We start from the raw sequence: 13351 nt of genomic DNA on the forward strand, positions 1-13351 counted from the left end.
TAGGCGTTGACTACCGGAGTCGAGAAACAGTGTAAAACACTCTGAGACGAAATGTTAACTAAGTATACGTGAATTTTCTCAGGTTATGACAACAACTTAATTCTTGTGTCACCGAGAAGCGTTCAGGGAAGGATGCGAATGGGGGTGCCATCGTTGACCAGTTGCCAGATTTCGTCCATTTCCTGGTTATTGACTGCAATGCAACCGTTGGTCCAGTCCAGGCCGGTATAGGCGAATGCCATGTCTTCAGAGCCATTGGGCAGGCCGTGAATCATGATGCTGCCACCTGGATTCAGACCCCAGTTTTCCGCCATTTCGCGGTCTTTTTTGCTGGGGTAAGAAATGTGAATGGATTTGTAGAAACTACTGCCTGAATTACGCCAGTCAAGTGTGTAATCCCCTTCTGGCGTGCGTTGATCGCCCTCAAAGAGCTTGTGCCCCTCCGGGTTGTCACCGAGTGATATACGGTAACTTCTGATCACTTCTTCCCCGTTCATCAGGTAGAGGCGACGCTGCCCTTTTTTTACCAGTACCTTGCTGACTACCAGCGATTCCTCAGAGGAGCTGTCTTCATCTGGCATTCGGGAATCTGCCCTGGCCAGCAAATCCGAGCTATAGGCTGGAAAGCTTGCTGAAAAGAACAGGGCCAGAAAACACAGGATTAATAAACGGGGAATAGCCATAACCTTAACTTACCAATGATTAATCTTCACTTAAGACCGTTTATAACATAACCAGTAAGCGAAATGTTAAGGGGTTTTGTTAACTTTTATGGCTATCCAGTGCGAATATCAAGGATTTTGTGACTTGTCCATTTTCAGGCCAACCTTGGTAACCTGATCTGCCTCAGTAGCCCTTGCCACCAGGGTAACGGGCCCAAGTACCACGGTGTCACCAATGACCGGATGTCCTTTGGTGCGTCGGGCAAAGCATTCCGCCAGTGACAACTCTGGAGGCAGCTCATTGAATTCTATGTCATAAAACTGCTCTACATCACCGAGCAGCGCGTCACCGTTCAGTACAAAGTCGCCAAAGAAAGCTCTCTCCGCCAGGTATTTCGGTGTATGGCGGCCGCTCAGTGCCTTGCCCAGTTCCTTCAACACACTGGGCGTGGCAAAGATGGCGACCATGTCGCCACTGGATACTTCCAGATCGGCATTGGGTTGCAGGCAGACCCGGTTGCGGAATACTCCTGCAATGGCAGTGTTTTCAGGAATGCGCAGCTGCCTCAGAGCCTTGGGGGTTTCCCAGTTTTCCCCCCGCAAGGGGAAAAGCATAAGTTCGTGATCGCCGGCTGCTGGGGTGTCCAGCGGCAAGCGGCGATATGGCTCGCCGTTTGCCGGTATTTCAAGGCGCAGCAGGCGCGCAAGCGGAGTAATAGTGGTGCCCTGAACCAACAGAGAAACCAGGACGATAAAAAAGGCTGCGTGGAATACGAGCTGTGCTTCTGGCACGTCGGCAATGATCGGGAACAGGGCCAGGACGATGGGTACGGCCCCCCTTAGTCCCACCCAGCTGATAAAGCCCAGTTCCCGGGGGTTAAAGCCGAATGGCCAGACGGTGAGCATGACAGTTAGCGGGCGGATGATGAAAATCAGCGCCAGAGCAAGGATCAGGCCGCTTCCTGCAAGGGGGAGCAGGTCCGTTGGATTGACCAGCAGGCCGAGAATCAGAAACAGGCACAGCTGGGCCAGCCAGGCCAGGCCGTCGTGGACCTGAAGAATCATGGGCATCATCCGCACCTGACGGTTCCCGATTACAACACCGCTCAGGTAAATGGCCAGAAACCCACTGCCGCCGAGAGCATTGACGGAGGAAAAGACCAGAATACCGGCGGCCACTACCAGAAGTGGGTACAGAGACGGAGTCAGGCGAATACGATTGGCCAGCTCTGCAATCAGAAAACCGCCGATAATGCCGCCAATGCCGCCAATGCTGAATTGTTTTACCAGCAGAATCAGCGAGTCCTGAATCACGTGTTCGCCATTGCTGGCAATCAGGGTGACCATCATCAGCGTCAGGAAAATCGCCATGGGGTCGTTACTGCCGGATTCAATTTCAAGTGTGGCACTTACACGTTCATTCAGGTGCAGCCCACGGCCCTGCAGTAACGAAAATACGGCCGCAGCATCGGTTGATGAAATAATTGAGCCAATGAGAAGGGCCGTCATCCAGTGCAGGTCGAACACCAGCCAGGCGACGAACGCGGCACCTAATGCCGTCATGGCGACGCCTACGGTTGCGAGCACCATAGCCGGCTTGAGGCCTACGCGGAAGGTTTCTGCCCGGGTGCGCATGCCGCCATCGAGCAGAATAACGCCCAGCGCCAGGTTGGCGACCAGGAAGGAAAGCTGGAAATCGTCGAACTCAATGCCGCCGGGGCCATCTTTGCCCATCATCATGCCTACTACCAGGAAAAGTAGCAGTACCGGCATGCCTACCCGGCTGGAAAGCGGGCTCAAAACGATGCTGATAACAAGCATCAGGGCACCGACGAGGGTGAGCGTTGGATCCATCAGAACTCCGTAAGAGAATGCTTGCCGGGAGCCGGCTAAAGCGCTTATATTACGCGGGTAGTCACGCCTTCTGGCGGGTGTAGTTCAATGGTAGAACGGCAGCTTCCCAAGCTGCACACGTGGGTTCGATTCCCATCACCCGCTCCATGTCCCCTAAGTTTGCCCATCACGCGCCCCGTAAACAAGTTACTGTGTTTCTTGAGTTTTATATAGGTATAAAAATTCATAATACCTTTAGCTAGTTGATGTTTTGTATTGTAACTAATCAAATCGTCCCCACACGATTTCACGTTTTTCATGATATTAAATATGCAATTTTTTGCATATTTAATATCCATAATGAGGCGGAATTTCGTTATCACCAACAACAAAATGACAAGAACAAAAGGGTTTGTTTATGGATGGGATAGCCGAAGACCGCTCGTTCAGCGGCGATACCTCGCACCCGAAGCCGGGCTTTTTTGATCGGGAAAATACGGTTGCTGGCCCAGGTTTTAACCGCTGGCTGGTGCCCACTGCGGCGTTGGCAATACACCTGTGTATCGGTATGGCCTATGGCTTCTCGGTATTCTGGTTGCCAATGGCAAATCTTGTGTCGGGTGCAGATCCGGTCGCTTGTGCGGATATCAGCTTCTTTCAGGCGCTGACCACCACTTCCTGTAACTGGGCGGTCAGCCACGTTACCTACACCTTCGGAATATTCATCGGCATGCTTGGCATTTCTGCCGCGCTGTGGGGTGCCTGGCTGGAACATGCGGGTCCGCGCAAGGCCGGTGCTATTGCTGCGCTCTGCTGGGGCGGTGGTTTGATACTGGGCGGCATTGGTGTAATGACTCATCAACTCTGGCTGCTCTATCTGGGCTGCGGTGTGCTTGGTGGTATTGGCCAGGGGTTGGGTTACATCACTCCGGTTTCAACGCTGATCAAGTGGTTCCCGGATCGCCGCGGTATGGCTACCGGGTTTGCGATTATGGGATACGGTGGCGGAGCGATGGTTGGCGCCCCCCTGGCGGTATGGCTGATGGGACATTATTCAGTGGATGGTGGCACAGGTGTCGCCAGCACTCTGATGACCATGGGTGTTATCTATTTCTTCGTGATGATGGCCGGAGCGCTGGGGTTCCGGGTGCCACCTAACGGCTGGAAGCCGCTGGGTTGGGAGCCTGCCACTGGCCCGCAAGCCAATACCATGATCACCCATGGACATGTACACCTGAACCGTGCCTGGAAAACCAAACAGTTCTGGCTGATCTGGAGTGTCCTGTTCCTCAACGTAACGGCCGGGATAGCTGTGATCTCAATGGCAAGCCCGATGCTGCAGGATGTTTTTGGGGGTGCTCTTGTGGGGATCAAGGATTCCGCTGCCGAGCTCACCGCAGCCCAGAAAACGGCAGTAGTCGCTGCCGCCGCCGGTCTGGTTGGACTGATCAGCCTCTTCAACAGTGTTGGCCGGCTGTTCTGGGCATCGCTTTCTGACAAGCTGGGCCGCAAAAATACCTACCTGACATTTTTTGTTCTCGGCATTGTTATGTATTGCCTGCTACCCACCTGGGGCCATCTTGGCATGGCGGGCATGTTTGTGATTTCCATCTGCGTGATCATGAGTATGTACGGCGGGGGTTTTTCAACTGTTCCGGCATATCTCGCTGATATTTTCGGCACACAAATGGTCGGAGCTATCCATGGTCGCCTGTTGACGGCCTGGACCGCTGCGGGCCTTGTCGGTCCGGTGGTTATCGCGCTGATTCGCGAAGTGCAGCTGGAGGCGGGAATTGAGCCGGCGCTGGTATACGACCGCACGCTTTACATCATGGCCGGCTTGCTTGTTCTGGGGCTTATCTGTAACAGCCTGATCAAGCCTGTGGATGCATCTCTGCACATGACGGATGAAGAGCTGGCTCGCGAGCGTATGCTGCAGCGGGATAACGGAGCTTCTGCCGATGCCCAGACTGCAGCCCGTGGTGCTTTCGGGATAGTCGGAGTGCTGGCCTGGCTGGCTGTAGGTATTCCCTTCCTGATCGGGCTCTACATTGCAATCGCGAAGGCAGCTGCGCTGTTTTGATGAATGTTCAGGCTTCTCCGGCAGTCAGCGCGTCAAGCGTGGTGATCTCGCCGGGGAAGTCTGGCTCGTAACCCGGCACCCTGGTAATACGATCGATCAATGTCGGGGACTTCAGGAGCTCGGTCAGGTGACCGAGTGTTGCGGGGGGCAGGCGATCCTGCCGATAGATCAGCATGTAGTGTTCGCTCGCCAGCTCAGTGAAGTTCAGATTGAACTGCTCGGCAGCGGCCTGCACGCCGAAACCGACTTCCGCCATACCTGAAGCCACGAAGGCAGCTATGGCGGTGTGGGTGAACTCCTGCTGGGAGGTTCGGTTCACGCTGTCCTCGGCGAGGCCCTGCTGCTTTAGCAGAAAGTTAAAAAGGATTCGGGTGCCGGAGTGGCGGTCGCGGCTGATAAAGCTTAGGCCGGAGGCGCTCAGATCCTGCAGGGTTCGAATGGTGTCATGTTCGCCTATTCGCGTCATCAGTCCTTCGCGTCGGGTGACAAAACGGATGAGGCGGTGGTGTGTGTTGTTCAGGTGCTTCTGGTAATGGCCGATGACTTGTTGTGCCAGCGCCGGGCAGGTGGGTACGTGGAAACTTGCAGCATCACATTCACCGCGATTGAGAGCGGAAAGTGCCTCTTCCGGATTTCGATACTGGAGGTTGATGCTTACCTGCTTAGAGAATTCCGGCAGTAGTGCCACAGCGTAACCGTGGCTTGCATGCAGGCGCAGGGTAGGCTGCGTGCCAGCCAGCAACTGCTGAATCTGGTCGTTGAGTTCTGCTGTCATGCTGTCGATTTGGGGGCCAAGGCGGGCTTTTACACGGTGTTCCGCCCACAGCAGTTTTTCGCCCAGGTCTGAAAGCTCGCTGCCATGGCCTTTGCGCATGACCACCAGCGGCAGGCCCAGAATATCGGCACCGCGATTGAGGAGGTTCCAGGCATGCCGGTAAGAAATGCCGGTGGCTGTAGCGGCCATGGTGAGCTTGCCAGTGTCGCGGATGCTTTCCAGCAGGCGGAACAGAACTGGCTCGAAAAGTTCGTCGGTATCAGTGCGAAATACCCAGGCGGGGGATATGTTCAGTTTTTTATTATGCATTATGATTCATATTTCCGTGGTGGTGTCTGGAGTGCTAATTTGGCTTGATTGAGAGTGTTGTTACTGTATCAGAATAAAAACAGGTAGGAATAGATATGCATATGTCAGAGAGAGCTGACCACAAAACGGCCGCCATGCCGGTGCCCGCTCCCGGCGACTGGAGCCCTGACATCATCCGTCAGGAAGTTGCAGCCCTGCAGCATGAACCCGGAGCGCTTTTACCCATTCTGCACGCAATACAGGACCGCATCGGGTATGTGCCAGAGGGCGCTGTCCCCATAATTGCCGAAATGCTGCAGCAGACCCGTGCCGATATTCATGGCGTAATCAGCTTTTACCATCATTTCCGGACTCACCCGGCTGGCAGTAACGTGCTGGAGGTGTGTCGGGCTGAGGCCTGCCAGGCCCGGGGTGGTCGAGCGCTTGAGCACCATGTTCAGGAGAAGCTGGGCGTGGATTATCACGAGACTACCAGCGATAACGAGTTCACTCTTGAGCCTGCGTACTGTCTGGGCAACTGCGCCTGCGGCCCGTCTATCCGGGTGAATAACGAAATTATTGGCCGGGTGACCCCGCAAAAATTTGATGAGCTGGTGGACAAACTGACAACGTCTGTCCTCCAGATAAAATGAAAGCAGGAGCAAAATCCATGACAATAACAATCTATGTGCCCTGCGATACAACTGCCCTTTCTCTGGGTGCCGACAGGGTGGCACAAGAGCTGCAGCTTGCGGCGGCAGCCCGGAACCTGGATATCCACCTGGTAAGAAACGGTTCTCGCGGGCTGTTCTGGCTCGAGCCTCTGGTTGAGGTGCAAACGCCTTATGGTCGCGTAGCTTATGGTCCTGTTGAACCAGGGCAGGTGGAAGAACTGGTGGCAGCCGGATTGTTTGAAGGTAATCCGGACCACTCATTGTATCTGGGGGATATCGCTCAGCATCCCTATCTGCAACGCCAGCAACGCCTCACTTTTGCCCGCATTGGCATAACCGATCCGGTGTGCATTGAAGACTATATCGCCCATGGAGGGTTTGCCGGGCTGAAGAACGCGGCGGCGCTGACACCCCAGGGGATCGTGGATGAAATAAAAACTTCCGGTCTGCGTGGTCGTGGTGGTGCTGCATTCCCTGCCGGTATCAAATGGCAGACCGTGCTGGACGAACCCCACAACCAGCAAAAATATGTGGTCTGCAATGCCGACGAAGGCGATTCGGGTACCTTCGCCGATCGTCTGGTGATGGAATGTGATCCCTATATGCTGATTGAGGGCATGACCATTGCTGGTCTGGCCGTGGGTGCCACTCTCGGCTTTATCTATGTGCGCTCGGAGTACCTTCTTTCCAAGAAAATGCTGGATGAAGCCATCCGCAGAGCGGAAGAGCACGGTTATCTGGGTGACAATGTCTGTGGCAATGGGCGCGCCTTCCGCCTGGAAGTGCGGCTGGGAGCCGGGGCCTATATTTGTGGCGAGGAAACCTCCCTGCTGGAAAGCCTCGAAGGCAAACGCGGGCTGGTGCGTTCCAAACCGCCGCTGCCTGCCATCAAAGGCCTCTTCGGCCAGCCCACAGTAGTAAACAACGTGCTGTCGCTGGCGGCAGTGCCATACATCATGGCCCACGGCGGTAAAGTTTATGCAGATTATGGCATGGGTCGTTCGCTGGGCACCCTGCCCATTCAGTTGGCGGGCAATATCAAGCAGGGCGGCCTGATTGAACTGGCTTTTGGCGTTACCCTGCGCAAGGTGCTGGAAGACTTCGGTGATGGTTCCTTCACCGGCCGGCCCATAAAGGCTGTACAGGTGGGTGGCCCGCTGATGGCCTATCTGCCGGAAAGTCAGTGGGATACGCCAATGGACTACGAAGCTTTCGCAAAACTTGGCGCAGGTATTGGCCACGGGGGTGTAGTGGCCTTTGATGATACCGTGGATATGGGTGAGCAGGCCCGGTTCGCCATGGAATTCTGCTCTGTTGAGTCTTGTGGCAAATGTACCCCTTGCCGGATTGGTTCAGTGCGCGGTGTAGAAGTAATTGATCGCATCCGGGCCGGAGACAACAGCGATGACAATCTGGTGTTGCTGGAAGAGCTTTGCGAAACCATGGTGGACGGCTCGCTGTGCGCTATGGGCGGAATGACGCCCTTCCCGGTGCAGAGCGTGATGAAACATTTCCCTGAAGACCTGATGGCCAGCCCGCGCCCAGTGGAGGCATGATATGTTGCACTATTATGATCCGAGCACCGAAACCTTTGAGCCGGGCAAAAGCGTATTGAATCCCGATCTGGACTATGGAACGCCAGCCCGCCTTTCAGAAACGCTTGTGTCCATTTCTGTAGATGGCAGAGACATTACCGTACCCGAAGGCACGTCTGTATTGCGGGCGGCTGCGTTGGCAGGTATCAATATCCCGAAATTATGTGCTACCGATAACCTGGAAGCCTTTGGTTCCTGTCGCCTTTGTGCAGTAGAAATTGAGGGGCGCCGTGGCTATCCGGCGTCCTGCACTACGCCGGTGGCAGAGGGTATGGAAGTTACCACCCAGACCGGCAAACTGGCGAAACTGCGCCGTAACATCATGGAGCTGTACATCTCCGATCACCCGCTGGATTGTCTGACCTGTCCGGCGAACGGCGACTGCGAACTGCAGGATGTTGCTGGCGCGGTAGGCCTGCGGGAAGTGCGTTACGGTTTTGACGGCAAGAATCACCTGGACGCTGAAACTGATGCCTCCAACCCTTACTTCAGCTTCGATCCCAGCAAATGTATTGTGTGTTCCCGCTGTGTGCGTGCCTGTGAAGAGGTGCAGGGAACTTTTGCGCTGACTATTGAAGGTCGCGGCTTTGATTCAGTGGTTTCTGCCAGCCAGCATGATCCTTTCATGGATTCCGAGTGTGTGTCCTGTGGTGCCTGTGTGCAGGCCTGCCCTACGTCCACGCTGATGGAAAAAACCGTGATCGATGCCGGCCAGCCCGAGCATAGTGTGGTGACAACCTGTGCTTATTGCGGTGTGGGGTGCTCGTTCAAAGCTGAAATGAAAGGCGACCAGCTGGTGCGCATGGTGCCGTATAAGGGCGGCGAAGCCAATCACGGACACTCCTGTGTAAAAGGCCGGTTTGCGTTTGGTTACGCTACGCACAAGGATCGCATCAAGGAGCCAATGATCCGCGAATCTATAAACGATCCGTGGAAAGTGGTGTCCTGGGATGAGGCCCTGGCATTCTCTGCCAAAAAGCTCAAGGGCATCCAGGCGGAATACGGACGGGAAAGCATCGGCGGTATTACATCTTCACGTTGTACCAACGAAGAAACCTATCTGGTGCAAAAGCTGGTCCGTGCAGCGTTTGGCAACAACAACACGGATACCTGTGCAAGGGTTTGCCACTCGCCCACAGGCTATGGCCTGAAAACCACTCTGGGTGAATCTGCCGGTACCCAGACTTTCGATTCGGTGATGAAAGCCGACACCATCATGGTGATCGGAGCCAACCCGACAGATGCACACCCGGTATTCGGTTCGCTGATGCGCCGGCGCCTGCGCCAGGGTGCAAAACTGGTGGTGATTGATCCGCGTCGCACCGACATTCTGAATACGCCCCATGGTGGCGAAGGCCTGCATCTGCCATTACGCCCCGGCACCAACGTGGCCATGGTCAATGCTCTGGCCCATGTCATTGTGACCGAAGGCCTTGAAGATACCGACTTCATCAGCAGCCGTTGTGATCTCAAGGCATACCAGGCATGGCGCAGCTTCATCGCAGAGGAACGCAACTCCCCGGAAGCCATGGAAGAAGTCACCGGCGTGCCGGCTGCTAAAGTCCGGGAAGCGGCCCGGATATATGCCGGAGCCGACAACGGGGCTATCTACTATGGTTTAGGTGTTACCGAGCACAGCCAGGGGTCCACCATGGTGATGGGTATAGCCAACCTGGCGCTGGCGACGGGCAACATTGGCCGTGAAGGTGGCGGAGTGAACCCATTGCGGGGCCAGAATAATGTTCAGGGCTCCTGCGACATGGGCTCATTCCCCCACGAATTGCCTGGCTATCAGCACGTGAATGATCCCGCTGTGCGGGCACGCTTTGAGTCGGTTTGGGGTGTGGAAATCGATCACGAACCCGGGTTGCGTATTCCCAACATGTTTGATGCCGCTGTTGCCGGTACCTTCCGGGCGCTCTACGTACAGGGTGAGGATATTGCCCAGTCAGACCCTAATACCCAGCATGTTGAAGCAGCCCTCAAGTCACTGGACTGCCTGATTGTGCAGGATATTTTCCTGAACGAAACGGCCAAGTACGCCCATGTGCTGTTGCCTGGTTCCACCTTCCTGGAAAAGAATGGCACCTTCACCAACGCTGAACGTCGCATCAACCGTGTACGTAAAGTGATGGAGCCCATTGCCGGCATGGAAGACTGGCAAGTGACCATGGCTCTGTCCAATGCTCTTGGCTATCCCATGAATTACAGCCACCCGTCTGAAATCATGGATGAAATTGCGCAGCTGACTCCCACCTTTACTGGCGTGAACTACGACAAACTGGAGGAGCAGGGCAGTATCCAGTGGCCGTGCAACGATGAGCATCCGGATGGCACACCGACCATGCACACGCTGGACTTCCCCATTGGCAAAGGCCGCTTTGCGGTGACTGAGTATCTGGCTACAGAAGAGCGCACGAGCCGGCGTTTCCCGCTACTTCTGACCACCGGGCGAATCCTGTCTCAGTATAATGTGGGTGCCCAGACCCGTCGTACCAGCAATAGTGACTGGCATGAGGAAGACCTTCTGGAACTGCATCCCAGTGATGCAGAACTGCGCGGTGTGAAAGACGGTGACTGGCTGGGAATCAGCAGCCGCGTGGGCCACACGGTACTGCGGGCAAAAATCAGTACCCGTATGCTCCCGGGCGTGGTGTATACCACCTTCCACCACCCGGGCAGCGGCGCTAATGTGATCACCACCGACAACTCTGACTGGGCCACCAACTGCCCTGAATACAAGGTTACTGCGGTACAGGTGGAAAAAGTGACCCAGCCATCGGACTGGCAGCTTAACTTTGTGGACTTCGACAAGCGCCAGCAGGCCTTGCTGAAGCCTGCAATGGACAAACGGGAAGATCACCATGCAAATGCCCTCAAGTAGCAAGGAGGCGGCTGCCGTGGCTGATTCCCCGCCTCCATTGAGCGAAGTGTGGGTGAACGTGTGTGGTGGTATTGAAGGCGCGCGCTCCCACGACATGGTTGCTGAAGAAGTTCCGGTTGCCATGATTTACAACGGCGTTTCCCATGCAGTGATGATGGCTTCGCCCTGTGACCTCAGAGATTTCGCTCTGGGTTTCAGTCTGAGCGAAGGCATTTTGCAGCGTCCTGATCAGCTGTTCAGTATCGGGATAACCGCGGGTGAGGACGGCATTGAAGTGGACATGCATATTGCCGGTGACTGTTATGCGCGCTTGCGGGAGCAGCGCCGCAATATGGCCGGCAGAACCGGTTGCGGGCTCTGCGGTACAGAATCACTTGCCTGCGTGGTGCGGGCTCTTGAGCCAGTTACAGAGAAACCGTTACCGAGTGACGAAGCTGTTCAGGCTGCGCTGAAAAACCTGAAAAGCCATCAGCCGTTGCAGTCGCAAACCGGGGCTACTCATGGCGCGGCCTGGTGTGATGCCCAGGGCCGGATTGTTCTGGCGCGGGAAGACGTTGGCCGGCACAACGCACTGGACAAGCTGATTGGTGCCGGCCTGCGCGAGCATGGTGAACAAGCCTTCAGGGATGGGTTTGCACTGATCTCCAGCCGCGCCAGTTTTGAAATGGTACAGAAAGGGGCCAGCGCGGGCATAGCTACACTGGTGGCGGTATCCGCCCCCACCGCCCTTGCTATCCGGGAGGCCCGTAAAAGCGGGATGAATCTTATCGGCTTTGCGCGCCCCGGCCGCCATGTAATCTATGCCCGTGGAAATTGCACAGCTCAGGAGAACGCCTAGTGAAGGACCAGGAATTGAATAACCTGATCAAAATGCTCGACCAGATTATCGCCAACAACCTGCACCATGGTGATGACGACAAGGTAGCGGGTGTAGCTGCCGACCATCTGCATAAATTCTGGGCCCGCAGTATGAAACAGCAGATCATTGCCTGTGCTGACGGAACCTCACCGGAGTTGTCTGCACTGGCCCGGTTGACTATTGCCAGGCTACAGGCCAAACCTGAATAGACGCCAGATGCAATCGCGTTTAACCAATGTTTACATGCTGTAGGTTTTATTTAGGTTAAGATCCCGTGGAGTGAAGCTTGGAACTCTCCTATATGGGCATTGGGCATGCGCGGCACGTACGTTGAGCTTATTGAAACCCAGGTCGATGTCGCCGATCTAGAAATTGGCATGCACGTGATCCGGCTGGACAGACCCTGGGAAGAAACTGACTTTCTCGTTCAGGGCTTCATCATTAACGAGATGTCGGAAGTTCATGCGTTGCGTCGCCAGTGCGACTTCGTCGTAATACAGGGCGTGGCTGAGAGGCGGAGGCAGCCCGGAGAGAAAGTCTCCAGTTCAGGTCGCCCCAAGAGGGTTTCCGGGCATAACCAGAAGTATGCACAGGCGCCAATCTCCGCTACGGCCAGCACCATCCCTCGCAGGCGCGTTTCCTACATAAACCAGGTGAGCGTCGGCCGTGAGATACAAACGGCCATCATGAGGTTTGAAGAAGCTCAGGACACGGCCCGGTCCATCATGAACGGTTTGCGTGTAAGCCGTACGCTGGACATAAACAACGCCCGTGCTGTGGTTAATAGTTGCGTAGAGAGCGTGCTGCGCAATGAGAATGCGTTAATGCTACTCACCAAAATCAAGAATCAGGATGAGTACACCGCCGAGCATTGCATCAACGTCTCCATTCTGGCTGCAGCCTTTGGCAAATCTCTGGGCATGATAAAAGGCGAGATTCAGAATCTGGCTCTTTGTGGTTTGCTACACGACGTGGGTAAAACCAAAATCCCGAACGAGATTCTGAATAAGCCTGGTCGCCTGACTGACGACGAATTCGACATCATGCGCAACCATGCGGTTCATGGGCGCACCATTCTTATCAGCACCGGCGCTCCCCTGAAAACCGCCATAGATGTGGCGTTTTCCCACCACGAGCGGATTGATGGGATGGGTTATCCCCGAAGGCTTCCGGCTGAAAAAATACCCTACTTTGCGAAGATTATCTCGTTGGTGGACACCTACGACGCGATTACCAGCAAACGTGCTTATCAAAAAGCCTCTGCGTCCATGCAGGCTCTGGAGATCATTCACAAAAATCGTGGCACCCAGTTTGATACTGAGTTGGCTGATGCATTTATCCGGATGGTGGGCATTTACCCGCCGGGGTCCATTGTGGAAATGCAGAACGGTCACGTGGGGATCGTAGTTGAGAGCTTTGAGAACCACAGGCTTAAACCGAAGGTGTTGATGGTTCGGGACGCGAATAAATCACCAACACCCTCCTTCAGCGTTCTGGATTTAAGGGAAGCTCCGGAAGATGATAACGGGGTGGTTTATCAAATCTCCAGAGAGGTGCCGGACGGGACTTACGGTATTATTCTGAAAGACTATGTGAAAGATGGTTTAATCGTAACAGCGCCTCTGCCCGGGCTTGATATAGAATAATCGCCAGCGGGTTCTCTTCGCGCCGTTGTTACGCTTTTTCTGAAATTAAACA

General features: G+C 55.0%; 10 protein-coding genes and 1 tRNA gene. 8 read left to right on the forward strand and 3 right to left on the reverse strand.

Translation table 11 applies throughout. From position 1 onward, the window contains the following. Positions 1–122: 122 nt before the first annotated feature. Positions 123–683 (reverse strand): L,D-transpeptidase family protein, encoded by a 561-nt coding sequence (locus CPA50_RS11765; RefSeq protein WP_096782701.1) that lies wholly within the window; start codon positions 681–683, stop codon positions 123–125. A 108-nt stretch (positions 684–791) separates the two neighbouring features. Continuing rightward, positions 792–2516 carry a potassium/proton antiporter gene (locus tag CPA50_RS11770; protein WP_096782702.1) on the reverse strand — a complete coding sequence of 575 codons (1725 nt, stop codon included), beginning with the start codon at positions 2514–2516 and terminating at the stop codon, positions 792–794. Between the two features lie 73 nt (positions 2517–2589). On the opposite strand from CPA50_RS11770, the gene CPA50_RS11775 reads away from it, so the two are divergent. Continuing rightward, positions 2590–2663 (forward strand) — tRNA-Gly (locus CPA50_RS11775). Between the two features lie 250 nt (positions 2664–2913). Then, positions 2914–4578 (forward strand): OFA family MFS transporter, encoded by a 1665-nt coding sequence (locus CPA50_RS11780; protein ID WP_096782703.1) that lies wholly within the window; start codon positions 2914–2916, stop codon positions 4576–4578. 7 nt (positions 4579–4585) lie between these two features. Here CPA50_RS11780 and CPA50_RS11785 read toward each other — a convergent pair whose 3' ends face one another. Continuing rightward, a complete protein-coding gene (locus CPA50_RS11785; protein ID WP_096782704.1) occupies positions 4586–5662 on the reverse strand; it encodes a substrate-binding domain-containing protein in 1077 nt (358 codons plus the stop codon). A gap of 95 nt (positions 5663–5757) precedes the next feature. On the opposite strand from CPA50_RS11785, the gene CPA50_RS11790 reads away from it, so the two are divergent. From CPA50_RS11790 to CPA50_RS11815, 6 genes are all read left to right on the forward strand, one after another. Next, positions 5758–6294, forward strand: a complete 537-nt coding sequence (locus tag CPA50_RS11790; protein ID WP_096782705.1) for a formate dehydrogenase subunit gamma — start codon at positions 5758–5760, stop codon at positions 6292–6294. Between the two features lie 17 nt (positions 6295–6311). Next, complete coding sequence (locus tag CPA50_RS11795) at positions 6312–7871, forward strand: formate dehydrogenase beta subunit (RefSeq protein WP_096782706.1); 1560 nt, start codon at positions 6312–6314, stop codon at positions 7869–7871. 1 nt (position 7872) lies between these two features. Further along, positions 7873–10794, forward strand: a complete 2922-nt coding sequence (fdhF, locus tag CPA50_RS11800; RefSeq protein WP_096782707.1) for a formate dehydrogenase subunit alpha — start codon at positions 7873–7875, stop codon at positions 10792–10794. Between the two features lie 16 nt (positions 10795–10810). Then, positions 10811–11632: a formate dehydrogenase accessory sulfurtransferase FdhD gene (fdhD, locus tag CPA50_RS11805; RefSeq protein WP_227519617.1), complete on the forward strand. Its 822-nt coding sequence runs from the start codon at positions 10811–10813 to the stop codon at positions 11630–11632. After that, positions 11632–11862, forward strand: coding sequence for a formate dehydrogenase subunit delta (locus CPA50_RS11810; protein WP_096782709.1), 231 nt, complete (start codon positions 11632–11634; stop codon positions 11860–11862). Before fdhD ends, CPA50_RS11810 begins: the two co-directional genes overlap by 1 nt. A gap of 105 nt (positions 11863–11967) precedes the next feature. Beyond that, positions 11968–13299 carry an HD-GYP domain-containing protein gene (locus tag CPA50_RS11815; RefSeq protein ID WP_096782710.1) on the forward strand — a complete coding sequence of 444 codons (1332 nt, stop codon included), beginning with the start codon at positions 11968–11970 and terminating at the stop codon, positions 13297–13299. Positions 13300–13351: the final 52 nt, after the last annotated feature.

It is taken from the genome of Marinobacter sp. ANT_B65 (genome assembly GCF_002407605.1).
GTDB lineage: Bacteria > Pseudomonadota > Gammaproteobacteria > Pseudomonadales > Oleiphilaceae > Marinobacter.

Excerpts from the sequence above, each read along its gene's own strand:
- CPA50_RS11765 (WP_096782701.1), bottom strand. The coding sequence starts at position 683 with ATGGCTATTCCCCGTTTATTAATCCTGTGTTTTCTGGCCCTGTTCTTT.
- CPA50_RS11770 (WP_096782702.1), bottom strand. The coding sequence starts at position 2,516 with ATGGATCCAACGCTCACCCTCGTCGGTGCCCTGATGCTTGTTATCAGC.
- CPA50_RS11780 (WP_096782703.1), top strand. The coding sequence starts at position 2,914 with ATGGATGGGATAGCCGAAGACCGCTCGTTCAGCGGCGATACCTCGCAC.
- CPA50_RS11785 (WP_096782704.1), bottom strand. The coding sequence starts at position 5,662 with ATGCATAATAAAAAACTGAACATATCCCCCGCCTGGGTATTTCGCACT.
- CPA50_RS11790 (WP_096782705.1), top strand. The coding sequence starts at position 5,758 with ATGCATATGTCAGAGAGAGCTGACCACAAAACGGCCGCCATGCCGGTG.
- CPA50_RS11795 (WP_096782706.1), top strand. The coding sequence starts at position 6,312 with ATGACAATAACAATCTATGTGCCCTGCGATACAACTGCCCTTTCTCTG.
- fdhF (WP_096782707.1), top strand. The coding sequence starts at position 7,873 with ATGTTGCACTATTATGATCCGAGCACCGAAACCTTTGAGCCGGGCAAA.
- CPA50_RS11815 (WP_096782710.1), top strand. The coding sequence starts at position 11,968 with ATGCGCGGCACGTACGTTGAGCTTATTGAAACCCAGGTCGATGTCGCC.